The following is a 23,833-nucleotide window of genomic DNA, read 5'->3' on the forward strand; positions in this document are numbered from 1 at the left end:
GGCGGGACCGGCGGCGTGGTCGACGGCACCTCGGGTACCGCCGGCACCTCGCGCACCGGGGCCGGGGGATCCTCGGCCGCCGCAGCGGGGGGCACCGGCGGGGTGGCCGCCGCCACCTCGGCCGCCGCCACCTCGGCCGCCGCCACCTCGGTCGCCGCCACCGGCGGCGCGCTCGGCTGTGACGGTTCGATCAGCGGCGGGGTGGACTGCTGGCTGGTCTCATAGATCTGCAGCGTCCGGTGCTGGTCGGGCGCGCTGAGCGCCTGATAGGCCGCGGTCGCCAGCTCCGCGGCGCTGGCATAACGCTCCTGCGGGTCCTTGGCCATGCCTTTGGCGACGACCTCGTCCAAGCCGGCCGGGATGGTGGCGCCGGCAAGGCTGGGCCGCGGAATCGGTTTGTTCTGATGCGCGTTGGCCAGCATCTTGAGGCTGTCGGCGCGGTACGGCGGAGAACCCGTCAAGCACTGGTAGAGCACACATGCCAGCGCATAGACGTCGACGGCCGGCCCGAAATCACTGCCGGAGAACAGCTCCGGCGCCGCGTACTTCCAGCGGGCACCGGCGTTCTCGGCATCGGCCGCCTCGGCACCGGGGGCGCCGGCCAATCCGAAATCCACCAGATAGACGAAATCATCACTGGTCAGCAGGATGTTGCGCGGCTTGATGCCGCGGTGGATGACCCCGGCGCTGTGCGCGGCATCCAGGGCCGAGGCCGCCTGCCACACCACGTTCACCGCACGTGAGGGAGGCAGCACCCCGTTGCGCTTCAGCACCGCGGCCAGGTCGTCACCGGCCACCAGCGGCATATCGATGAACACCTGGCCGTCGAGTTCGCCGTAGTCGCGAACCGGCACCACGTGCGGTTCCTGCACCCGACCGACGACCAGCACCTCGCGCTGCAGCCACTCGCGGAACGCCGGATTCCCGCCCAACGCCGGCGCCAGCAGTTTGAGCGCGGCGGTGCGGTCCTTGTGTGTGTCGACCGCCTCGTAGACCGAACCGGTGGTGCCGCGTCCCAGCAGTTGTTTGAGAAGATAACGCCCCACCCGTGACCCAGCCCGCGGACCCGACGCGGTCTCGCTCATCACCGACTCCTCACCACGACATTGCCGCCCATGATTTCATCACTGAACCGCGCCGCTATCAGCCGGTAGCGCCAACATCGCCCGATTCCCTGGTGGCGTGCCGGGTACGTTGCCGGTCAGCGGCCGGTGAGGTTGCTGATCGTCAGGATCTCCAGATTCCGGTATGCGCGCCCGGTTGGTTGCACCAGATCGTGGAACCAGACCTGCGGCTCGGCGGTGTAGGGATTGTCCCAGGAGTCCCACGGCAGGTAGGTCTGGGTTCGCCCGGCGACGAAGCCCCAGTTGTAGGCGCCCACATTGTGGCGCTTCATGATCGGCAGAATCCCGTCGATGGTGTTGCCGCGGGTACGAGCCAGATACTCGGTGCACATTATCGGCCGGCCCAGGGGCGCCAATTCGGCGATGCGGTCACTGAATGTGGCCGGCTTGTCGTAGGAGTGGAACGTGATGACGTCGGAGCTGCCCAGTTGGGTGTTGACGATCGTGCTGCCCTGACGCGAGCCCTCCCAGATCCCACTGGTCAGCGGCTGACGCGCATCGACGGACCGGGCCCAACTGAACACCTGCGGCAGCAGGTCGCTGATGTAATCCAGCTTGTCCGACCGTTCGACGGCGCTGTATTCGCGGGCCATGTTGTCCGGCTCGTTCCACAGGTCCCAGGCCAGGATCCGTTCGTCGTACCGGAACTGGGTCATCACGCCGGTGACGTAGTCCCGCAGGGTGCGGTAGTAGTTGCGGTCACCCAGTCGGTCGGCACCGGGGCTTTGCACCCATCGCGAATTGTGGATGCCGACTCGCGGGGCCAACTGTGGCCCAGCCTTGGGGTGCGGGTCCCAGCAGGAATCGAACAGCACGAACATCGGCTTGATGCGGTGGCGGGCCGCGACCGCCACGAACTGGCCCAGACGGTACTGGAAGCCCCGCTGATCGGCGGCCCACAGCTGGTCGTGCAGGAACACCCGCACCGTGTTGAACCCCGCCGATCGGGCCCAGCCCAACTCGGAGTCGATCCGCCGCAGATCGAAGGTGCCCGGCTGAAACATCTCGAGCTGATTGACCGCGGTGGAGGTGATGTAGTTGGAGCCGACCGGCCAACCCTGCGCCTGATACCAGCGATTAACCCGGTCGATCGACCACCGGCCGGGGTCCGCGCCGGCGAGCGGGAGCCGGCTCAAAGTGGGACCCGCCGCCAGCAGAAGGGGGAGCCCCAGTGCCGTTCGACGCTTCACGAAGTGACCATAGCTTCCAATCCCGTCGGCGGGCGTTCGAACGCCCGGCCTGTCGCCGAGCAAATCGGGCGGTGACACCCGGGGCGACAGCGGCCACCTAAACTGGCCGACTATGTCGCAGCACCTGAAGGATAAAGTCGTCGTCATCACCGGTGCCGGCGGTGGATTCGGCAAACTGATCGCCGAGAAGTGCGCCGCCGCCGGAGCCCACGTGGTCGGCGTCGACATCGGCGCCGAGAACCTTGCGGCCGTCTTCGACGGGATTCGCGCGGCCGGCCTGTCGGGCAGCCATCAGGTCGCCGACGTCACCGACATCGAGCAGATGAAGGCCGCCGTGCAGCACGCGGTGCAGACCTTCGGCGCGGTGGACGTGATCGTCAACAATGCCGGCGTGATGCCGCTGGCCTATTTCGCCGATCACGACAAGGCCTGGCAGCACTGGCACCGGGCGATCGACATCAACATCAAGGGCGTGGTGAACGGCATTTCGGCCGTCTACGACCAGATGATCGCCCAAGGCCGCGGCCACGTCGTCAACATCTCGTCGATCTACGGCAACGCCGGTGTGGCCGGCTCGGGGGTCTACAGCGCGACCAAGGCCGCGGTCGCCGTCCTGTCGGACTCGCTGCGCAGCGAGGCGAAGGGGAAGATCAAGGTGACCACGGTCAAGCCGACCGGTGTGCTGGGCACCAATCTCGGCAGCGGCGTGGTCAACGGCTCCGCGATCATGGGCATCGTGGGATCACGCGGTGAGAGCTACATGCGGTCGGTCACCGCGTTCGCCGAGGGCACCTTGGAGCCTGAGCAGACCGACATCGACTCGGTGAAGTACTGGCTGATCACCCCCGAAGACCTCGCCGAGGCGGTGGTGCACGTCATCGACCAGCCCTGGGGCATCAGTATCAGTGACATCACCGTGCGAGCGAGCGGCGAAGACTACATCTACTGACTGATCGGAGGCGGCCCGTGCCTCACTGGGATACACCGGCTTACACCGCCGTCGAGGCCGCCCGGTATCACGCCGTCGGCTGGTGGTCGCAGACCACGCTGTCGGATGCGGTGCGCCGCAACGCCCGACGATTCCCTGCCCGGGACGCTTATCTGGACTATCTCGGCGCGGGCTTGGCGTGGCAGGAATTCGACACCGCGGCAGACGCATTGGCGGCGCGGCTGGCCGGAGCCGGAGTGCGCACCGGAGACCGGATCGCGGTATGGCATCGCGATGCCGTGGCCATCCATGTGCTGTTCGTGGCGATCGAGCGCTGCGGGGCGATCGTGGTCGGTATCGGTGCCCGGGCCGGAACTCGTGAGGTGGCTGCGATTCTGGCCGCTTCGCAGGCCCGGCTACTGATCACCGATGAGCAGCGGCACGCCGCCGCGGCAGGACTCGAGATCGCGACGCTGAGCATCGATGAGCTGCAGGCTGCCGCCGAAATCGGCGTACCGGGTCCGCAACTCGGCGCCGATGACGTCTTCTTGATCAACTCCACCTCCGGTACCACCGGGCTGCCCAAGTGTGTGGTGCACACCCAGAACCGTTGGCACTACTTTCACCAGCTGGCCGTCGCCAACGGGCGGTTGAGTCACGACGACGTCTTCCTGCCCGTCATTCCCACGCCGTTCGGCTTCGGGCTCTGGACCAGCCACACCACTCCGATCCACCTCGGCGCCACGGCAATCCTGTTGGACCGCTTCACCGCAGCCGCGACCTGTGCCGCGATAGCTCGTCATCGGGTCACCGTATTGTGCTGTGTCAGCACTCAATTGACCATGATGATGGCGGATCCGGCCAGCCGCGAGTTCGACTTGAGCTCGTTGCGGGTGGTGTTCACCGGCGGCGAGGCGTTGCCCTACCGGCCGGCCGCGGAGTTCGAGGAGCTGACCGGCGCGAAAATCCTGCAGTTCTACGGATCCAATGAGACCGGCGTGCTCAGCGCCACCACGCTCGACGACACGTTGCAGCGGCGGTTGCGCACCGGTGGGCGCATCGTGCCCGAGATGGCGGTCCGGTTGTTCGGCGGCGAGGACGGCAACACCGACGTGACCGACACCGGCCGGGGGCAGCCCGCCTGCCGTGGCCCGGCCACCAGCCTCGGCTATCTCAACGGAGTTGATCACGACAAGCTGTTCACCGCCGACGGCTGGATGCGGATGGGCGACATCTGCGAGATCGACGCCGACGGCTATCTCAGCGTCACCGGCCGGACGTCGGATTTCATTCTGCGCGGCGGCAAGAACATCAGCGCCGCCCAGGTCGAAGACGCGGTGATGACCCATCCGGCGATCGCGGTGGCCGCCGCGGTGCCGATGCGCGACGAGGTGTTCGGCGAGAGGGTGTGCGTCTACGCCGAACTCGCGGAGGTGGCGCGCGCGGGCGCCGGCACCTTGGAATTGGCCGAGCTTGTCGAACACCTGCTGGCGCTCGGGGTGTCCAAAGAGCTGTTGCCGGAACGCCTTGTCGTCATCGACGAGTTGCCGCGCTCATCCGGCGGCAAGATCGCCAAGGGACAGTTGCGCGAGATCAGCGGTCACTCGTAGCCTTCGTAAACCTGCGACGGCCCCTCGGGTGTGATGAGGTAGCCGACCGTCGCGACGTGCACATCGCCGACCGGGTCGAGTTCTCGATAACCGCCGATCACTTCGATGTCGTTATCGTGCAGACCGATCCGAAACCCGCCCCACAGGTAGGGCACCGGGAACCACAGTTGTTTTCCGGGCAGCTCGTGCAGCACCTCGACCGGGGGATAGCGGAGCATCTGGCGCAGGTCGCCGCCGCGAAACAGGTGTTGGATCAGGTCGTCGAGCACGGCGGTGAGCTGGAAGTTGAGCGCGGCGATCCGGTCGTGTTCGAGGGCGGCCGGAGGAGGCTTGAGCACCTCCAGCAGTTCGGCCGACCGTTGGTGCTCGACGGCCAGGTCATAGGCGGTCCGACCGGCGGCATCCGGTTGCGAGCGCAGCGCACCCTGCTCGATCAGCCAGGTCGCCACGTCGGGAGACGCGCCATGCCAGCCGGCCTGATGCAGCACCGTCAACCAGGTCTTGCCGCCGGGCCGCCACGACTTGGTATCGACCACGTGATCACCGCGGTCGAGTTCCCGGATCACCGTGCTCCACTTGCCCCGCTTGGCCATGTCGGCCAGATACAACGCGGCTTGCGCCTGCCGGTTGCCCAGCAGCGAGCGGTCCATCACGCCCGGCCACAGCGGCGCGTTGTTGCGGATCTCGGCGTAGGTCGTCACGGTGCCATCTTCTCGCGGTTCGGGCCGCGATACCTGAGGTCGCGGCTATGGATCTGGGCCGTCGTCGAGATCGTCGTCGAGCAGTTCCTCCGGGTGATGCAGGTGGTTGATGCGTGGTGGGCTGGTGCCGTCGGTCCAGGCCAGTCGACCTTGCTCGGTGACCACGGTCTCTAGATCGCCACGGGTGGCACCGCCGTGGTCGCCGCCGCAGGCGAAGTAGAGCTCGTCGGCGTTGGTGCGGCCGCCGCGTGCCCAGTCGGTCGAATGGTGAACCTCGCAGTGGTAGCCGGGCTCCGGACAGTTCGGTCTGGTGCAACCGCGGTCGCGGGCGTGGCAGATGATCCGGTGATCCAGGGTGGCGATCCGTTTACTGCGGCCCAGATACAGCGGCCGCTCGGAGTGGTTGTCGAAGACCGCCAGGTAGTGAATCGAGTTGGCTGCCATGCGGATCAGATCACGCATCGGTAGGCGGCTGCCGCCACCGGTGCGGGCAGGTCCCGGCATCGGGATCTCCGGGTTGGCCATGGCGCGGGCCGCCTGGTCGAGGTCGGCGAGTTTGGTGGTGACGATGACCGTCACCGGTACACCGCGGTGAGTGCCCATCGCACCGGACTCGATGCCATGGCGCAGGGCCAGCTTCAGTGCGTCGTGGTCGCGTTGCCCCGACGAGCGGGTATCGCGTTCTTGAGCGCCCTCGGGCTGGCGGTGGCCGGGGCGAACCGCGGCGGTGACTGCCTCGAGGTAGGCGCGGGTTTCGGGGTCGATACAGCCGGACAGTGAGCTCATCCCGTCGGGGCCTTGGCGGCCCAGGACGAGATTGCGCCGCCGTGCCCGGTCTTCGTCGGTGAAGTTGCCGTCGGGATTGAGGTGATCGGCGATCGCGTGCCCTATCGCGGTCACGAAGGCGGCGTCCTGCTCGGAGGCGTGGCGCACCAGGGTGCGTTCGGCGGCCGCGCGATCGGCCGGTGCGACCTTCGCGGGCAGTTCGTCGAGGGCCTTGGTGACCGCCTTGATGTGGTCGTCACCGATACGGCCGTCCTCGACAGCGGCGGCGACTTCGGCAAGCTCCGGCGGGGCCGGCGGTCCGGTCAGGTTGCGCCGCGGCCGGATCCGGGCGGCGACGCGGAATCGGCGTCGGACCTCGGCCCGGGTGATACGCAGGCGCGACCACAGCAGGTCCGTGATCTTGGTGTCAGCGGGCAGTCGGGGGTCCTCGGCGCCGTCGGCGGGGTCGGCGATCTCGCCGAAGATGCGGTAGGACAAGCCGCGATTGACGCGGTGCTGAGTTTCGAGGTGTTCGGCGACTTCCACGCGAAACGCATTGCCGACCAGGTCGGTGTCAGCGCCACGGAGCCGGGCCTGGGCGTCGTCGATCAGAGCCAGGTCCGCGCGGATGGCCGCACGGGCGGCTGCGGCGGGAGGAAGGACCTGATCGGACATGTCTCCAATGTATCGAACAGATGTTCGAATATCGGAGGTCAAATTGTTGTCTGTGGATGAATCGGGCAACTGTGGATAGAGCCGGCCGTCGAGTGCTTCACCGGTTGTAATCCTGTCGGTACCGATGTTCGGCCGAGGCCGACGTGGACGGCATCGTAGCCGCCCTTCGCGCAGTGAAAAGTCGCGCCGTGCCGCACCCAGGAACTGTCAGCGGCGTTCGGTAGGGTCCGTCGGCGTGACCGCGAACGTGACCCTCAAACCGGTGAATGCCCGCCTTGCCGACGAACTGGAAGTAGCCGAACGGCAGGTCGCGGCGGCCGTCGCGCTACTCGACGAGGGGGCGACGGTGCCGTTCATCGCCCGCTACCGCAAAGAGGTCACCGGCAGCCTCAACGACGGGCAGCTGCGCACCCTGGAAGAGCGGCTGCGCTACCTGCGTGAGCTCGACGACCGTCGGGCCGCGGTGCTGTCCTCAATCGAGGAGCAGGGCAAGCTCACCGACGAGCTCAGGGCCGCGCTGTTGTCGGCCGACACCAAGGCCCGCGTGGAAGACATCTACCTGCCCTACAAGCCCAAGCGCCGCACCAAGGCGCAGATCGCGCGCGAGGCGGGCCTGGAGCCCTTGGCCGACCGGCTGCTCGCCGACCCCACCCTGGACCCCCAGCAGCTCGCTGCGGAGTACACCGGAGAGGCGGTCGCCGACACCGCGGCCGCACTGGAGGGTGCGCGCGCGATTCTGGTCGAACGTGCCGCCGAGGACGCCGAATTGGTGGGCGCGGTCCGGGAGAAGTTCTGGTCGGCAGGGTCACTGCGGACCATGCCGCGCTCCGAAGAGGCAGCGAAAAGTGCTGCGGCACAAAAATTCCGGGACTACTTCGAGTTCAGTGAAGCGTTGGAGACCATGCCGTCGCACCGGGTGCTGGCCGTGTTGCGCGGCGAGAAGGAAGACGCCCTGGCGCTGGCCTTCGACGGTGGCGACAACGAGCCCTACCAGGCGATGGTCGCCAAATCGCTGGGCGTGAACATGACCGCGCCCGGCCCGGCCACGCCCTGGCTGGCCGACACCGTGCGGTGGGCATGGGACACCCGACTGGCGTTCTCGGCGGCCGTCGAGGCCCGGATGCGGTTGCGCCAGCGTGCCGAGCAGGACGCGGTGGCGGTGTTCGCCAAGAACCTCAAAGACCTGTTGTTGGCGGCGCCGGCGGGCAACCGCACCACACTCGGTCTCGACCCGGGCTTTCGTACCGGGGTGAAGGTCGCCGTCGTCGACGGCACCGGCAAGGTCGTCGACACCTGCGCGATCTTCCCGCACCAACCGCAGAAGCAGTGGGATCAGGCCAAGGCGGCGCTGGCCGCACTGGTCGCCCGCCATGGTGTGGACCTGATCGCGGTCGGCAACGGCACCGCGTCGCGCGAGACCGACGCCTTGGCCGCCGAGTTGATCGCCGACCTCAAGGCGGCCGGCGCCCCGGCACCGGTCAAGGCGATGGTCAGTGAGGCCGGCGCGTCGGTGTACTCGGCGTCGGCCTATGCCGCCCATGAGCTTCCCGACCTGGACGTGACGCTGCGCGGGGCGGTGTCGATCGCGCGACGGTTGCAGGATCCGTTGGCCGAACTGGTCAAGATCGAACCGAAGTCGATCGGCGTCGGCCAGTACCAGCACGACGTGACACCGGGAACCCTGGCGCGCAGCCTCGATGCGGTGGTCGAGGACGCGGTGAACGCCGTGGGTGTGGACCTCAACACCGCCTCGGCCCCGCTGCTGGCCAAGGTGTCAGGGGTGTCGGAGTCGCTGGCCGAAGCGATCGTGGCGCACCGCGACCAGGCCGGGCCCTTCCGCAACCGGGCCGCCCTGCTCGACGTGCCACGGTTGGGCCCCAAGGCATTCGAGCAGTGCGCCGGGTTCCTGCGCATCCGCGACGGCGACGACCCGCTGGATTCCTCGGGGGTGCATCCCGAGGCCTACCCGGTGGTCCGGCGCATCCTGGACCGCGCGGGCGTCTCGCTGGCCGAGATCATCGGCGACGAACGAACGCTGCGATCGCTGCAACCCGGCGACTTCGCCGACGACCGGTTCGGGGTACCGACCGTCACCGACATCCTCGCTGAACTGGAGAAGCCCGGTCGGGACCCGCGGCCGGCGTTCTCCACCGCGACGTTCGCCGCGGGCGTGGAGAAGGTGGCCGACCTCAAGGTGGGCATGGTGCTGGAAGGGGTGGTCACCAACGTCGCTGCCTTCGGAGCTTTCGTCGATGTCGGGGTGCACCAGGACGGTCTGGTGCACGTCTCGGCCATGGCGGACCGCTTCGTCTCCGACCCGCACGAGGTGGTGCGCTCCGGTCAGGTGGTGAAGGTCAAAGTCGTCGATGTCGACGTCGACCGCCAGCGCATCGGGCTGACCCTGCGGCTGGGGGACAAGCCGGCGAACAAGCCCGCCGCATCCTCCCGGGGCCCGGGTGCCAAACCGGCTGCGCGCAGTGACAACGCCAAGCAGAATCGTGGGCGGCGTCCCGGCAACAGTGCCGGGCGTCGGGATGCGGCACCGGCAGGCGGGTCGATGGCTCAGGCGTTGCGTGACGCCGGATTTGGAAAGTAGGGACGGATGGCCACGGTAGACAGCTCATCCCTTGCGGCCGCGCGCAAGTTCGCCGACATCGTCGGGGCCGGCGCACTGCTGACCGGCGAGCAGATCGGCCCCGACTACGCCCACGACGAGGCGCTGGTCGGAGCACCGGTGACACCGAGCTACGTCGCCCGCCCGCAGACCGCCGAGCAGGTTGCGGCGTTGCTGGCCGCGGCAACCGAGGCGAAAGTTCCGGTGACCGCCCGCGGTTCGGGCACCGGCATGTCGGCCGGCGCGCGGCCGTGCCCCGACGGACTGCTGATCTCCTTCGAGCAGATGAACGCGATCCTGGAGATCGACACCGACAATCAGGTTGCGGTGGTGCAACCCGGCGTCACGTTGGCCGACCTCGACACCGCCACGGCCGAGGCGGGGCTGATGTACACCGTCTTCCCCGGGGAGCTGTCCGCCAGCGTTGGAGGCAACGTAGGTACCAACGCCGGCGGTATGCGCGCGGTCAAATACGGGGTGACGCGGCATAATGTGCTCGGCCTGCAGGCCGCGTTGCCGACCGGCGAGCTGATCCGCACCGGTGGGCGAATCACGAAGCTGTCCACCGGTTATGACCTGACTCAGCTGATCATCGGCTCGGAGGGCACCTGCGCGCTGGCTACCGAGGTCACCGTGCGGCTCTACCCTCGGCTCGGGCACTCCGCCACATTGTTGGCGCCGTTCCGCGATCTGCCCGCGGTGATGCGCGCCGTTCCCGCGGTGGTGCGCAGCGGAGTGGACCCGGTGATCCTCGAATACGTCGACAAGCTCACCCTGGCGGCGATCAGCTACTCGCAGAACCTGAACCTGGGGATCCCCGACGCGGTGCGTGAGAGCGCCGAGGCCTACCTGGTGGTGGGGGTGGAGAACCGAGACCGTGAGCGCCTCGACGACGACGTGGCCATGCTGGGCGAACTGCTCGCCACGCTCGGCGCCGAGGATGTCTATGTGCTGGAGGGCAATTCAGCGCATGCCCTGATCGAGGCCCGCGAGAAGGCGTTCTGGACGGCCAAGGCCGCCGGTGCCCACGACGTCATCGACGTGGTGGTCCCGCGGGCCGAGATGCACCAGTTCCTCACCAAGGCACAGGGATTCGCCCAGGCGGCCGGGGCCGGTGTGGTCGGCTGCGGGCATGCCGGTGACGGCAACGTCCACCTGGCGGTGTTCTGCGCAGACGACGAGGTCCGCCACCGGCTGCTGCACGACATCTTCGCGGCCGCGATGGACCTCGGCGGTGCCATCTCCGGTGAGCACGGTCTGGGACGCGTCAAGACGCAGCATTTCCTGGAGCTGGAGGACCCGACAAAGATTGCGCTGATGCGCCGGATCAAGGAGGCCTTCGACCCCGCCGGGATCCTCAATCCGGGCGTGCTTCTATAGGCGGAAGATCGCGCCCATCCCGCGTACTTCGGTGCCCATGAAGAAAGGCAACCACATGACTAACGGAGCACAGGCCCTGATCGCCACCCTGGTCGACAGCGGGGTGCAGGTCTGCTTCGCCAACCCCGGTACCTCGGAGATGCATTTCGTGGCCGCCCTGGACTCGGTGCCGCAGATGCGCGGGGTGCTGTGCCTGTTCGAAGGTGTGGTGACCGGAGCCGCTGACGGGTACGCCCGGGTGGCCGCAAAGCCGGCCGCCACCCTGCTGCACCTGGGGCCCGGCCTGGGTAATGGCCTGGCCAACCTGCACAACGCCCGCCGCGCGCACGTGCCGGTGGTCAACGTCATCGGGGACCACGCCACCTACCACAAGAAGTACGACGCACCGCTGGAATCCGACATCGAGCCCCTGACCGACTGGACTCACGGCTGGGTGCGCCGCACCAACTCCGGTGACGACCTCGGGCGCGATGCCGCCGAAGCGGTCGCAGAGTCGATGGCCAGCCCGGCGCAGGTGGCCAACCTGATTCTGCCCGCCGACATCTCCTGGGAAGACGGGGCGCAGGCGGCCGGACCGGTCGAACCGGTTCCCGCGGCCGCCCCCGACGCACAGGCCGTCTCCGACGTCGCCGCGGTGCTGGGCAGCGGCGAGCCGGTGGCGATCCTGATCGGCGGGCCCGCTGTCGCCGATGTGCGCGCATTGGAGGCCACCGATCGGATCGTCGCCGCAACCGGGGCGCGTGCTCTGGTCGAGACCTTCCCGGCCCGGCTCGTCCGCGGGGCAGGGGTCCCGGCGATCGACCGGCTTGGTTACCTGGCCGAGCAGGCCGCGTTCCAACTCGACGGCATCAAGCACCTGGTGGTGGCCGGCACCCGGGCTCCGGTGTCGTTCTTCGCCTATCCCGGCAAGGCCAGCGACCTGGTTCCCGAGGGCTGCGTCGTGCACAACCTGGCCGGCCTCGAGACCGACGTGGTGGCCGCGCTGGAACAGTTGGCCGAAGCGGTGGCTGCCGGGGTGCAGCCGCGGCCCGCGCCCGCGGCCGTCCCCGACCTGCCGAGCGGTCAGCTGACCCCGCAGAACTGGGTGCAGGTGATCGGCGCGCTGCTGCCCGACAACGCGATCATCTCCGACGAGTCCAACACCTCGGGCCTGATGCTGCCCGCGGCCACCGCCGGGTCACCACGCCACGACGTGCTCACGCTCACCGGCGGGGCGATCGGGCAGGGGCTGCCGGTCGCGCTGGGTGCGGCCGTGGCCGCACCGGACCGGCCGGTGATCGCGCTGCAGGCCGACGGCAGTGCGGCCTACACCATCTCCGCGCTGTGGACGATGGCCCGCGAGAACCTGAACGTCACCACGGTGCTGATCAACAACAGCTCGTATGCGATCCTGCGCCTGGAGCTGGCCCGGGTGGGCGCTGAGGGAGGCGGCCCGAAAGCTAACGATCTGCTCGACCTGTCGCGGCCGAACATGGACTTCGCGAAGATCGCCGAGGGCTTCGGGGTGCCGGCCACGGTGGCCACCACCTGCGAGGAACTCGCCGAACAGTTCCGCCGCGCCGTCGCAGAACCGGGGCCGCATCTGATCGATGCGCGCATCCCGACCCTGTTCTGACCGAACGACGCCGCCTTGAACCCGTGCCGGCCGGCGCCGGTCCGGCCGAGCGGTTCTAGTTGACGCTCTGGCCGGCCGTGAGCCGGCTCGCCACGAATGTCGCGGCCTCCACGGTCTTGCCGTCCTGCACGTACATCAGGTGCGGGACGACGCTGCCGCTGTCTTCGCAGTAGATGTCGCCCGTCAGGCAGAAGTCGATGGTTTTCGGGCGGTAGGACGAGGCGAGGACCGGCAGGGGACCGCCCCACAACGAGGTGGAGTACGGGCTCGACGGCGGGCCGAACAGGGCCACCGCGACCACGTGGTTGGCGACCGGCGCCGGCAGGGCATTACTGGACATTGCGATGACGCTGGCGCCCTGGGAGTATCCGCCGAGCACGAGCTTGGTCTTGGGGCAGTTGGCGACCGTCGCCTGAATGTGGGCGGTGGCGTCACTCTCGCCGAGCACCGCGCTGTTGCGGTAGTCGGTGCTCGCCGGGTACTCGACCGGGTAGACGTTGAGGTTGACGCCCGCCAGTTGCTCCTGCAACGAGCCGACGAAAGCGTCACCGACGTCACCGAGCCCGACGGGCTGACCGGAGCCGCGGGCGAACACCACTTCGGCGTCCGGGCAAGGCTCTGCGGTTGCGAGGGGAAGGCCGGCCGGCGCGGCCACCAAGGCTCCGGTGAGCGTCACCGCGGCAGCGAAGGTGCGAACAGTGTTACGCAAAGTCATCCTCAAATGCTGACATGTCTCGCTGGTGCCACTGGCCTGCGGGTCGCCGATCAGCAAACCGCAAAGTCGGCCGCGTGGAGCGAAAACGGAGGTTAAAGCCGGTTTGCCGCGTACGCCGCGCCCTCGTCCGCGATGCCATCGTAGGCGCCGGGAGCGTGCGCTGAGAAGTTCAGTCCCTCGGAGCAGACCGGGTCCTCGGGCGCACACAGCTGGATGGTCTTGGCGGTGTATGCCGGGCCGATGACCAGGGGCGGTTGGCCGAGGAAATTCATCGCCCGCTCGTTCGGCGTGCCGAAGAGCACCACAGCGGCGACGTGGTCAGCCACTTCCGGGGGCATCGGCCGTGGTATGTCGACCCCTTCCACCCCGTCCGGGATGACGCTAGCGGTCGAGAAACCCATCACTGCGGCGCCCTGCGAGAAGCCGCCGAGCACCATCTTGGTCTTGGGGCAATTCGCCGCGGTGGCCTCGATGTGCGCGGTGGCGTCACGGATGCCCTGAATGCCGGTCGGCCAGTCGTTGGTGGCCGGGTAGTCGATGGCGTAGACGTCGACGGGCCGCTCGGGCAGCCGGTTCCGTAGTGAGTTGACAAATGCTTGCCCGGTCTCACCGAGGCCGACTTCCTCGCCAGTGCCTCTAGCAAACAAAACTTGGACATCGGGACAGGGATCCGCGAAGGCGGGGGGAGGGGTGGCGACGGTGCTGTGCAGCAGCCAAGTCAGGGCCAGAACAACACCGAGGGAGCGAAGGATCCGTCGTGGGTTCACCGGTACATGGTGGCATACGAAGCGCCCCGTGTGCAGCAGACACCCCAGGCAGTGAACATATTCGGTGGTAGCTGACCGAACCTCGTGGACCATGCTGAGTAGCTCGTATCCAGGATCTGAGTCGCAACTGAGATAGGTTCAGAAGCGGCTTCCGGTTACCGGCTTGTGACCGTCGGGTGTCAGCGAGATGACCGCCGGCAATGCCTCCCGAGCAAACTTTGAAGCCACCCTCGACAGGGAGTGCGAGCAGTGAATCCCCAGCATCGACGCGATCAGCGCGCCGACGGACACGTCGCAGAGCCAACCCGTGAGCAGTCCGGCGGCCCGGCCCGGCGCCGAACGCTCGGTAGGGGCTGCCCACCGCGGCACCCCCCGGCCACGCTCGCGGAAGCGCCGGCGCCGCGGCACCGGGCAACGCCAAGGGGCGGTGGCCCAGCGCTCGCATACGACCAGATGCCGAATGTCGGCAGCAGCGCTCGGCGCGACTTCTCCGGCGCACCAACAGCGCTGCAATACCGGATATATCGAACATTCATCGATAAAATTGCGCGGACCGGTGCGCTCTGACCGCCGGATGACACCGTGGATGGGACAGCATGGCGCAAGAGACAGGCCCCGCGTTGGGGATGTCCGTCGGGGCGACCACATTAGCGGCGGTTACCGCCGATCGCGCGATCGCCCGTCGGCCCGTGCTGACGCTGTTCCGGGATCGGCCCTCCCAGATCGGCATGCCGTCGGAGAACTCCGCAGTGAGTTCCGAACTGCACGACCGTGGACTCGTAGTGACCGATTTCGTGGATCGCGTCGGCGGCGGCGGGCCCGTGGTGGCGAGCGACGGATCGACCCACCGTGCCGAGCAACTGCTCGCAGATGGATTGCACGCCTTGGCGTATGCGGTGACCGAGGGACGTCCCATCCCGCCCGCGGTAGCGGTCACCTACCCCGCGCATTGGTCACGCGACGCCGTCGGGGCGCTGCGCACCGCGCTGGCACGGGTTTCGGAATGGGCGCAGCATCCGGTGTCGCTGGTCTCCGACGCGACGGCTGCTTTGACTGCGCTGCAAGCGAATCCGGGCCTGCCCGAGCACGGGATCATCGCGGTGTGCGACTTCGGGGGGAGCGGAACCAACGTCACCCTCGTCGACGCGGAGCGCGGTTTCGAACCGATCAGTGCCACCCGGCGCAGCACCGTCTTCTCCGGCGACGTGATCGACCAGGCGTTGCTGGATCACGTGGTGGCCGATCTGGGTGGCAACGGCGACGGGCCTCCGACGGTGGGGTCGCTGACCCGGCTGCGCAGCCAGTGCCGTGACGCCAAGGAGCAACTGTCATCTGAGACGGTGGCCGAACTCGCGGGGTTCCACGGCGGCGTATGGCTGACCCGTATCGAACTCGACGAGGCGCTGCGCCAGCCGCTCGAGGGCTTTTTCACCGTCCTGCAGAACACCTTGGCCGACAACGAAATCGGTCCCGATGCGCTGTCGGCGATCGTCTCCGTCGGCGGCGGAGCGAACATGCCGTCGGTCACGACCGGTCTGTCGCAACGCTTCGGGGTCGCCGTAATCAGCTCGCCGCGACCACAGCTGACGGCGGCGATCGGGGCCGCGCTGAGCGTTGCCGGCAATGTGGTGGCCGTTCCGAAGAAGGCGCCGCCGACCGTGGCGCCGCCGCCGTTCCCGGAGTCGGTGCCGCCACCGGAGCATGCTCCACCACCGGTGCCCGACAGCGTCCCTGAGGCGGGGTTGCAACCGTTGGTGACTCCGCCGCCGCCGGCGAGCCCGGCACCCGCCGCGCCGCCGCAGCTCGCCGCGCCGGAACCCGAAGTGATCGGTGGCGGGCGTGGCGTGGAGTGGTATCGAAGGCCGGTCCCGGTGGTGCTCTTGGCTGCGCTGGTCGCGATGTTGCTGGGTACGGTTGCCGTTTTGGTGCTGCGGCGTGCCGCCGACACCGGACCGGGCACCAGCGAGCTGACGACGGTCTCGTCGTCGACGACGACCACCTCACCGCCAGCGACCTTCGAGCCGCCCCCGGCGTTCGCTCCCAGCCCCGAACCGATACCGCCGACCGTGCCCGAGATTCCCGAGAGCTCGCCGCCGGAAACCGCCGAGATCCCCGTCAGCCCTTAGCGCTGCCTGGCAAGAACGATCAATGCCAGCGGGATCTGCACCTGCTCGGGGTGGCTCGCGAGCCGGGCGGCGACGCCGGCTTCCAAGTGACGCACGAAGTCGGCTGCGCGCGGATCGTCGGGGCCGCCGGCCAAGGCAGAGGCCAGCGTGGGGAAGACGGCGGCGCTGACGAAGGCGGCCCAGTGGGTGCCGAGCGCAGCCGCGTCGCCATCCAGCAGGTATCGGTCCCAGAACCGGTCCTCGGCGTCGAACACCTCCAGCCGCTCGATCGTCAGCGACTCGAACCGCCCGGCAGGGGCGAACGGCGCACGAAGTTCCTTCTCAGTGCGGCCGAGCACCGGAATCGACATGCGGGCCACTTCATCCCGCGTCAGTGTGCCGTCGTGCACCTGCTCGTCCAGGACCGCGACGATCGCATCGAGCAGCGGCTGGTAGCCCGATCGGCCGGCAGCGTCCACGGCGGCGGTCAACACCAGCAGCTTGCCGCCCGGACTCAACTCCCGGCCGCGGAACGCCACGAAGTCATGCCAATCCTGGGAGGCCTGGCGGGCGTAGGCGCGCCGCGCGTCGTCGTCGTCAGTGTGCGCGACATGGACGTGATCGGAGAACTCGGGCAGCTCCGCGGCGGTCCGGCGCAGCCACATGGTCGACCAGGACGTCCAGCCCAGATTGACGCTCTGCGAGGGCAGAATCTGGCTGTAGAACGAGCGTCCTACCGCCGAGGGGAAGCTGGCGGTGTCCCTGCGGACATAGCTGTCGGGATCGTCAGCCAGCGTCGTGAACAGCGCCGTGAAGTCGTTGTCCGGCAGGTCGGTATGGACCACCAACACGGCATGGTCGGTCCGGGTTCGCCGTCGGAACGCGGCGATGGCGGCCCCGATCGGAAGCAGTGAGTTGTAACCGGTGGCGGCCCCGTAGTCGGCGACGACGATCGGCCGCGGGGCGGCGGGCAGCGGAACCGTCGCCGCGAGCTGTGCGAAAACACCGGTCGCATGGGCCAGCCCGGCCGCCTGCAAGCGACTCGAGGGAGCGCCGCCGGGCTCGGGGCGGACGACGATACTCGACTCTGGCATGGCCACCTCCGACCCCGGCGAAACCGTCATCGATATCCACCACTGACCGTAGCGGCATCGGCAATCCGTGGCACACTTCCGTAAGTGGGCGCACAACGGGCGATCGGGCGCATTCCGCTCGTGGTGACAGCCGGCCTGATGACCATTGGGGTGATCGGCTTCGTGGTCGCGCTGATTCTCAACGTCTTTGTGCTGGACCGCTACGACGCTTATGGCGAAGTGCCGATCCCGGGCTCGGGCAGAGTGCATCTGCCGGCGGGCGAGGTGACGGTCAATCTTCACACCCGGGTCATCTCAAGTCCCACTGGCGGCGGACTGCCGGTCCCACCGATCAGCGTGACGGTGACACCACCGGATGGGGTGCCCGATCCGGAGTTCGAGGAAAGCATCGGGATGACCACCACGGTCAACAACGACAGCCGGCGCCGGTTGTGGCGGATAAACGTGGCCGAGGCCGGTGACTACCAGATCGTCACCGATGGGCAGGTCGGCGCCTACATCGCTCCGCGGCTGGCCTTCGGAAAACCTGCCGGCCACTCGGCGCTGCTGTGGGTGTTTCCGGTGATCTTCGTCCTGGGGCTGGTGAATCTGATCGCAGGCCGGCTGTGGGCGGCGCCCCGTCGAAGCCCGTCGGTGGAGACGACCGACACGGGAGCAGACGTCAGCCACGGTCGGTTCGTTCCGGAGGGCGAGGGGATCCGGATCGCGCAGCTCAAAACGATAACGGCGCTGCGTGATTCGGGAGCGCTGACCGAGCAGGAGTTTGCCGAAGAGAAGCGGCGAATCCTGCGCGGGCACTGAGCTCGGTGGCGCTTAGTGGCGCTCAGTGGCCGGGCTGGATGGGCCCTTCCTCTTCGCCGCTCGTTCCTCGCGGCGCATCGTCAGTGGCCGCGCGCCACCCACTCGTCGTAATGGACCAGTTCGTCACCGATACGCGTGCTGTCGCCGTGCCCGGTGTAGACCACCGTGTCGGCCGGCAGTGCGCCGAGCCGCTCGGAGATCGACGCCAAGATCGTCGGGAAGTCCGAGAACGATCGGCCGGTCGCCCCCGGGCCGCCGCAGAACAAGGTGTCACCGCTGAACACCGCGCCCAGGTCCGGTACATGCCAGCACACCGAGCCCGGTGAGTGGCCGGGGGTGTGCAGCGCCCGCAATTCCAAGCCCCCGACAGTGAGCGTGTCGCCGTCGGCAACCGCCCGAAAGTCGCTGTCCGGGTGCGTCATCTGCCACAGCATGTCGTCGCCGGGGTGCAGCAGCACCGGCGCGTCGAGCGCTCGACCCAGCTCCGGTGCCACCGTGATGTGGTCGTTGTGGCCGTGCGTGCACACCACCGCCACCACGTTGCGCCCGCCGACGGCTTCGACGATCGGGGCGGCGTCGTGAGCTGCGTCGAAGACCACCACATCGGAATCGTCACCGACGATCCAGATGTTGTTGTCGACTTCCCAACTGCCGCCGTCGAGTTCGAATGTGCCGTGGGTGATGACCCGCTGAATCGGACTGGCTGCGGTCATAGCACCACGACCGACCGCAGCACCTCGCCGCCGTGCATCCGCCCGAACGCCTTCTCCACATCGTTGAGCCCGATGCGTTCGGAGACGAACTTGTCCAGCGGAAGCCGGCCCTGCAGGTAGAGGCTGATCAGGGTGGGGAAGTCGCGCTCGGGCAGGCAGTCGCCGTACCAGGAAGACTTCAGCGAACCGCCGCGGGAGAAGAAGTCGATCAGTGGCATCTCCAGCTGCATCTCCGGGGTCGGAACCCCCACCAGCACTACGGTTCCGGCCAAGTCGCGCGCGTAGAACGCCTGCTTCCAGGTCTCCGGGCGCCCGACGGCGTCGATCACCACATCGGCGCCGAAGCCGTCGGTGAGATCCTGGATGGTCTCCACCGGGTCGAGCTCGCGGGCATTGATGGTGTGGGTGGCGCCGAAGTCACGCGCCCAGTTCAGCTTGGTGTTGTCGGTGTCGACCGCGATGATGCGCCGGGCCCCCACCAGGGCTGCCCCGGCGATCGCGGCGTCGCCCACACCGCCGCACCCGATCACCGCGACGGTGTCATCACGGGTGACGCCACCGGTGTTGATCGCCGCACCCAGACCGGCCATCACGCCGCAGCCCAGCAGGCCGGCCACCGCGGGGTCAGCGCTGGGATCTACCTTGGTGCACTGACCTTCGTGCACCAGGGTCTTGTCGGCGAACGCCCCGATGCCCAGCGCCGGGGTGAGCTCGGTGCCGTCGGTCAGCGTCATGGGAACCGAGGCGTTGAAGGTGTCGAAGCATAGGTGCGGGCGACCGCGCTTGCAGGCGCGGCACTGTCCGCACACCGCGCGCCAGTTCAGGATCACGAAATCACCGGGCGCCACCGCGGTGACCGCCGAGCCCACCGACTCGACCGTGCCGGAGGCCTCGTGGCCCAGCAGGAACGGGTAGCTGTCGTTGATACCGCCGTCGCGGTAGGTCAGGTCGGTGTGGCACACCCCGCAGGCGGTGATGGCGACGACGACGTCGTTGGCACCGGGGTCGGGGATGACGATGTCGGTCACCTCGACCGGCTTGCCCTTTTCGCGGGAGATCACACCGCGCACTGTCTGACTCATGGGGCCACCCTATGTTGCCGGTGTGGCGTCCGGTGCGCTGGCTTGCGCGGCCGGCACGCCCGCGGCCGGGGTGCGGGTGTCGGCCCGCAGAAAGCTTCCGGTGCGTTGCGTGCCGAGCACGCTGGTGGGCTGACCGTCGAGGACCACTGCCCGGCCGGAGATGAACACGGCGCTGACGGCTTTGTCGTTGCGATTGACCATCCGGGACATCCCGCCGTAGGGCTCGAAGGATTCCTCGGCGTAGGCGTCCAGGGTGTCGTCGAGGTGCGCGGGGTCGATGACCACCACATCGGCGCGGTCACCGACGCGCAGGTGACCGGCGTCGACCCGGTACCAGTCGGCGAGTTCACCGGTCAGCCGGTGCACCGCCTGCTCGACGGACAAGAACGACTGACCGGCCTGCTGGGCGTCGAGGACGTGGCGCAGCAACCGCAGGCCCATGTTGTAGAACGCCATATTGCGCAGGTGCGCGCCCGCGTCCGAGAAACCCATCTGGATGCCGGGTTCGGCGGCGAGTGTTTTGAGCACCTCGGGTCGGTCGTTGGAGATCGTGGTGTGCCAGCGCAGGGCGGTGCCGTGTTCGAGGACGAGGTCGAGGAAGGCATCGACGGGGTGCACTCCGCCGCGCTCAATTCCGACCTGCCCGAAGGACTTTCCGATCACCGAGGCGTCCGGGCAGGCGACGATCTCGGCATCGAAGAAGTCGCGGTGCCACACCCGCGGTCCATACTTGTTCTCGTAGTCCTTGCGGAAGCGTCGCCGGTAAGCCTCGTCCCGCATCAACTTGTCCCGCTCGAGTGACTCGCGCAGATGCAGTGCCTCGGCGCCCGAGCCGAACTCTTCGAAGATCACCAGATCGATGCCGTCGGCGTACACCTCGAACGGCACCGGCAGATGCTGCCAGCGGAAGTTGGCGCCCAACTTATTGAGCAGGCGTGATGTTTTGATGATGGTCGGGATCGCCAGGCGGTTGCTCTTGACGTCGGCGGCGGCCAGCAGAGTGGTTTTGAGCGGCCGCCGGAATATTCCCAGGGCCTGGGCCAGCTGTGACACCACATCGAACGGGTTCTTGACGTCCGGACCCGCCTGCAGGATTCGTCCGCTGCGGCGCAGCTTGGACTTGAGCCGGCGCAACTCCTTGGGCTTGGCGTACGTCGACGGCAACGTCCGCGAGCGGCAGACCTCGCCGTCCATCTTGTCGAAAAGCAGCTGTTGGGAGGACATTCCGACGAATCCTGCCTGCAGTGCCTCGTCCAACATCTGTTCCATGCGGGCCTGCTCGGCCGCGGTGGGCCGCTCATCGGAGCGGGTGGCGCGGTCCAATCCCATGGTCGCGGCGCGCATGTCGGAATGTCCGATAAGCGCCGTCACATTGGGGCCGAGCGGCAGCTTCTCCAGGCTGGCGATGTAGTCCGCACAACTCGACCAGGTCTTGTGCGCATCGATGGTGTCGACCACGTACTGGCGCGGGATGGCCTCGACCCGGCCGAACAGGTCGCCGGCGTCCTGGCCGTCGACGTGGATGGTGGACAGCGAGCACGAGCCCACCAGCACCGTGGTCACGCCGTGCCGCACCGACTCCGACAGCGCGGGGGCAAGCAGTATCTCGACGTCGTAGTGCGTGTGGATGTCGAGCAGTCCGGGCGTCACCCATTTGCCGGCCGCGTCGATCACCTGGTCGCATCCCGACTCGTCGAGTGGTTCGGCCGAGATGGCGGCGACGTGTCCGTCGCGGATGCCGATATTGCGGATCGCCGACGGCGCCCCGGTGCCGTCGAACCACCGACCGCCACGGATCACGGTGTCAAAGCTCACGGGTATTCCTTTCCGCCGAATGCCGTTCCAGCATGTCTCGCAGGGCGGGCGAAGTCTTGACATCTGCGGACATTTCTTTGATATTTGCGGACATGTCGGTGGTGCGCGGCACCGCGCTGTCCGGATACCCGGAGCTGGTCACCGAGCTCGGCGGTGATCCCGTGGCACTGCTGCGAGCAGCCGGGATACCGGACGGCTCGGTCGGAGCCCACGACGTATTCGTGCCGTACCGCGCGTTGATCCTGGCCATCGAGGGCGCAGCGAACGCGACCGTCTGCCCGGATTTCGGGCGCCGGCTGGCCCTCCGTCAAGACATCGGCATCTTCGGGCCGCTGGGTGTGGCCGCACGCACCGCGGCCACCGTCGGCGGCGGCTTCTCGATCGTGGAGCGGTTCTTGTCCGCCTACAGCCCGGCGATCGCGGCGCGCATCATGCCGGGCGCCCGGGCCGGCGGTTCAGCGAGGCTCGATGTAGGGGAGGGGAAGCCGGGGCCGCCGCAGGCGCCAGGCGAATCGTTCTATGCGTTCGAGGTCCTCATCGAGCGCTCCCCGCCGCATCCGCAGACCACCGAGCTGTCGCTGGGAGTGTCGCTGGGGATCATGCGGATGATGTTCGACGCTCCGTATGCGCCGCTGTCCGTGCACCTTCCGCACGAAGCGCTCACCCCGGTACGCGACTATGTGGCCTACTTCGGCTGCCGCCCCTATTTCGCGCAGCCGGTCGCCGGTTTCACCATCCGTACCGTCGATCTGGACCGCCCCCTGCACCGGGACGACCAAGCGCATGAGGCGATGGTGCGCTATCTCAGCGGCATCACCGCAGAGTCGCCGGGCATCGCGGGCTCGGTCCGCGCGATGGCGCTGCAGCTGTTGCCCACCGGCGCCGTGAGCCTGGAGCTGATCGCCGGCCAGCTGGGCCTGCACCCCAAGACGCTGCATCGGCGGCTGGCCGCCGAGGAGACTACGTTTGCGGCACTGGTCGACGGCGTCCGCCGCGATGCCGCCCATCGCTATCTGCGCGACACCGACATCAGCCTGGCGCACCTGACCCGCGAACTCGGCTACGCCGAGCAGAGCGTGCTCAGCCGGTCCTGCCGGCGTTGGTTCGGGTGCAGCGCGACCACCCACCGCAAGGCGGTCCGTGCGGCGACCGGGTTCGACGGCCCCGGTGGCTGATGGCGGTGACCTGACCCCTGGGAGCGGGAGGTGCCCCCTCGCCCGGCTTCGCCGCGCTCGCAGTCCCCGCTTAGGCTGACCAGCGATGTCCGCCGCAGACGCTCTCGCCGCCCTCGACGACTGGCCGGTCGGTCACGCGGCCGCCGCCGTGATCGGCCCGCACGGGGTGTTGGCCACCCATGGCGATACCGCGCGGCCGTTCTACCTCGCGTCGGTGACCAAGCCCCTGGTGGCGCGGGCGGTGCAGGTCGCGGTGGAGGAGGGGGCCGTCGAACTCGACACCCCGGCCGGGCCGCCGGGCGCCACGGTGCGGCATCTGCTGGCGCACGCCTCCGGGCTCTCGGCGGACTCTGATCGGGTGCTGGCCAAACCCGGCACGCGGCGGGTGTACTCCAACCACGGCTTCGCGGTGCTGGCCGAAGCCGTGCAGCAGGCGTCCGGGATCGAATTCGGCCGCTACCTGGCCGAGGCGGTGTTCGAGCCACTGGGCATGACGGCCAGCCGGCTGACGGGGGGAGCGCCGGCGGCTGGATTCGGCGGTACCTCCACCGTCGCGGACCTGGCCGCCTTCGCCGGCGACCTGCTGACGCCGGTCACGGTGTCGCCGCAGCTCCACGCCGAGGCCACCCGCGTGCAGTTTCCCGGCCTGGACGGGGTGTTGCCCGGCTATGGGCCGCAGCGACCGAACGACTGGGGGCTGGGCTTTGAGATCCGGGACGGCAAAACACCGCACTGGACCGGGGCCGGCAACTCGGCGCGGACCTTCGGCCACTTCGGCCAGTCAGGCACGCTGATCTGGGCTGATCCGGCCATCAAGCGGGCGCTGGTGGTGCTCACCGACCGCGACTTCGGGGACTGGGTCACCGGCCGATGGCCGGCGCTGTCCGACGCCGTGGTAGCCGCGGCCAGCCGGGACTAGCCAACAGGCGTCACACAAGGCACAATAGACACATACAACACTGAA

General features: G+C 68.3%; 19 protein-coding genes. 9 read left to right on the plus strand and 10 right to left on the minus strand.

What is annotated here, in order from left to right:
• Both EJK91_RS15450 and EJK91_RS15455 read right to left on the minus strand, forming a co-directional pair.
• Positions 1-1,085, minus strand: a 1,085-nt coding sequence (locus EJK91_RS15450) for a serine/threonine-protein kinase (RefSeq protein ID WP_164517977.1), incomplete at its 3' end; no start/stop codon positions are given.
• A 116-nt stretch (positions 1,086-1,201) separates the two neighbouring features.
• Positions 1,202-2,314 carry a cellulase family glycosylhydrolase gene (locus EJK91_RS15455; RefSeq protein ID WP_024440612.1) on the minus strand — a complete coding sequence of 371 codons (1,113 nt, stop codon included), beginning with the start codon at positions 2,312-2,314 and terminating at the stop codon, positions 1,202-1,204.
• A gap of 112 nt (positions 2,315-2,426) precedes the next feature.
• Between EJK91_RS15455 and EJK91_RS15460 the strand changes: the two genes are divergently transcribed.
• Both EJK91_RS15460 and EJK91_RS15465 read left to right on the plus strand, forming a co-directional pair.
• The gene (locus EJK91_RS15460) at positions 2,427-3,263 is read left to right on the plus strand and encodes an SDR family oxidoreductase (protein ID WP_125079375.1); all 837 of its coding nucleotides are present in this window, start codon (positions 2,427-2,429) and stop codon (positions 3,261-3,263) included.
• Between the two features lie 17 nt (positions 3,264-3,280).
• Positions 3,281-4,852: a class I adenylate-forming enzyme family protein gene (locus EJK91_RS15465; protein ID WP_125079376.1), complete on the plus strand. Its 1,572-nt coding sequence runs from the start codon at positions 3,281-3,283 to the stop codon at positions 4,850-4,852.
• Here the strand turns inward: EJK91_RS15465 and EJK91_RS15470 are convergent.
• Both EJK91_RS15470 and EJK91_RS15475 read right to left on the minus strand, forming a co-directional pair.
• A complete protein-coding gene (locus tag EJK91_RS15470) occupies positions 4,843-5,553 on the minus strand; it encodes an ankryin (RefSeq protein ID WP_125079377.1) in 711 nt (236 codons plus the stop codon). The two genes, EJK91_RS15465 and EJK91_RS15470, sit on opposite strands and share 10 nt — an antisense overlap.
• A 45-nt stretch (positions 5,554-5,598) precedes the next feature.
• Complete coding sequence (locus EJK91_RS15475; RefSeq protein WP_024440608.1) at positions 5,599-6,993, minus strand: HNH endonuclease signature motif containing protein; 1,395 nt, start codon at positions 6,991-6,993, stop codon at positions 5,599-5,601.
• Positions 6,994-7,228: 235 nt separating this feature from the next.
• Here EJK91_RS15475 and EJK91_RS15480 point away from each other — a divergent pair, with 235 nt between their 5' ends.
• Genes EJK91_RS15480 through EJK91_RS15490 form a run of 3 tightly spaced genes read left to right on the plus strand, consistent with a single transcriptional unit; the run spans position 7,229 to position 12,602 of the window.
• On the plus strand, positions 7,229-9,589 hold the full coding sequence (locus EJK91_RS15480; RefSeq protein WP_046299929.1) for a Tex family protein: 2,361 nt from the start codon (positions 7,229-7,231) through the stop codon (positions 9,587-9,589).
• A 6-nt stretch (positions 9,590-9,595) separates the two neighbouring features.
• Positions 9,596-10,987, plus strand: coding sequence for an FAD-binding oxidoreductase (locus EJK91_RS15485; protein ID WP_125079378.1), 1,392 nt, complete (start codon positions 9,596-9,598; stop codon positions 10,985-10,987).
• Positions 10,988-11,042: 55 nt separating this feature from the next.
• Positions 11,043-12,602, plus strand: a complete 1,560-nt coding sequence (locus tag EJK91_RS15490; protein ID WP_024440605.1) for an acetolactate synthase large subunit — start codon at positions 11,043-11,045, stop codon at positions 12,600-12,602.
• Positions 12,603-12,657: 55 nt separating this feature from the next.
• On the opposite strand, the gene EJK91_RS15495 is transcribed toward EJK91_RS15490, so the two are convergent.
• Both EJK91_RS15495 and EJK91_RS15500 read right to left on the minus strand, forming a co-directional pair.
• Positions 12,658-13,317, minus strand: a complete 660-nt coding sequence (locus tag EJK91_RS15495) for a cutinase family protein (protein WP_024440604.1) — start codon at positions 13,315-13,317, stop codon at positions 12,658-12,660.
• Between the two features lie 92 nt (positions 13,318-13,409).
• The gene (locus EJK91_RS15500; protein WP_024440603.1) at positions 13,410-14,084 is read right to left on the minus strand and encodes a cutinase family protein; all 675 of its coding nucleotides are present in this window, start codon (positions 14,082-14,084) and stop codon (positions 13,410-13,412) included.
• A 596-nt stretch (positions 14,085-14,680) separates the two neighbouring features.
• Here EJK91_RS15500 and EJK91_RS22970 point away from each other — a divergent pair.
• Positions 14,681-16,210 (plus strand): Hsp70 family protein, encoded by a 1,530-nt coding sequence (locus EJK91_RS22970; RefSeq protein ID WP_125079380.1) that lies wholly within the window; start codon positions 14,681-14,683, stop codon positions 16,208-16,210.
• Here EJK91_RS22970 and EJK91_RS15510 read toward each other — a convergent pair.
• Positions 16,207-17,283: an SAM-dependent methyltransferase gene (locus tag EJK91_RS15510; RefSeq protein WP_024440600.1), complete on the minus strand. Its 1,077-nt coding sequence runs from the start codon at positions 17,281-17,283 to the stop codon at positions 16,207-16,209. The genes EJK91_RS22970 and EJK91_RS15510 overlap by 4 nt on opposite strands.
• Before the next feature lie 84 nt (positions 17,284-17,367).
• On the opposite strand from EJK91_RS15510, the gene EJK91_RS15515 reads away from it, so the two are divergent.
• Positions 17,368-18,084, plus strand: a complete 717-nt coding sequence (locus tag EJK91_RS15515) for an SHOCT domain-containing protein (protein WP_024440599.1) — start codon at positions 17,368-17,370, stop codon at positions 18,082-18,084.
• A gap of 80 nt (positions 18,085-18,164) precedes the next feature.
• Here the strand turns inward: EJK91_RS15515 and EJK91_RS15520 are convergent, their stop codons facing one another.
• The 3 genes from EJK91_RS15520 to EJK91_RS15530 are packed head-to-tail and all read right to left on the minus strand — an operon-like array spanning position 18,165 to position 21,694.
• Complete coding sequence (locus tag EJK91_RS15520; protein WP_024440598.1) at positions 18,165-18,797, minus strand: MBL fold metallo-hydrolase; 633 nt, start codon at positions 18,795-18,797, stop codon at positions 18,165-18,167.
• Positions 18,794-19,879: an S-(hydroxymethyl)mycothiol dehydrogenase gene (locus EJK91_RS15525; protein ID WP_046299925.1), complete on the minus strand. Its 1,086-nt coding sequence runs from the start codon at positions 19,877-19,879 to the stop codon at positions 18,794-18,796. The genes EJK91_RS15520 and EJK91_RS15525 overlap by 4 nt, the downstream gene beginning before the upstream one ends.
• 9 nt (positions 19,880-19,888) lie before the next feature.
• Positions 19,889-21,694 (minus strand): N-acyl-D-amino-acid deacylase family protein, encoded by a 1,806-nt coding sequence (locus tag EJK91_RS15530; RefSeq protein WP_024440596.1) that lies wholly within the window; start codon positions 21,692-21,694, stop codon positions 19,889-19,891.
• A gap of 92 nt (positions 21,695-21,786) precedes the next feature.
• On the opposite strand from EJK91_RS15530, the gene EJK91_RS15535 reads away from it, so the two are divergent.
• Both EJK91_RS15535 and EJK91_RS15540 read left to right on the plus strand, forming a co-directional pair.
• On the plus strand, positions 21,787-22,869 hold the full coding sequence (locus tag EJK91_RS15535) for an AraC family transcriptional regulator (protein WP_024440595.1): 1,083 nt from the start codon (positions 21,787-21,789) through the stop codon (positions 22,867-22,869).
• Positions 22,870-22,954: 85 nt separating this feature from the next.
• Positions 22,955-23,788 carry a serine hydrolase domain-containing protein gene (locus EJK91_RS15540; RefSeq protein ID WP_024440594.1) on the plus strand — a complete coding sequence of 278 codons (834 nt, stop codon included), beginning with the start codon at positions 22,955-22,957 and terminating at the stop codon, positions 23,786-23,788.
• The last annotated feature ends 45 nt before the right edge of the window (positions 23,789-23,833 follow it).

The sequence above is a fragment of the Mycobacterium sp. P7213 genome, from assembly GCF_900604305.1.
GTDB lineage: Bacteria > Actinomycetota > Actinomycetes > Mycobacteriales > Mycobacteriaceae > Mycobacterium.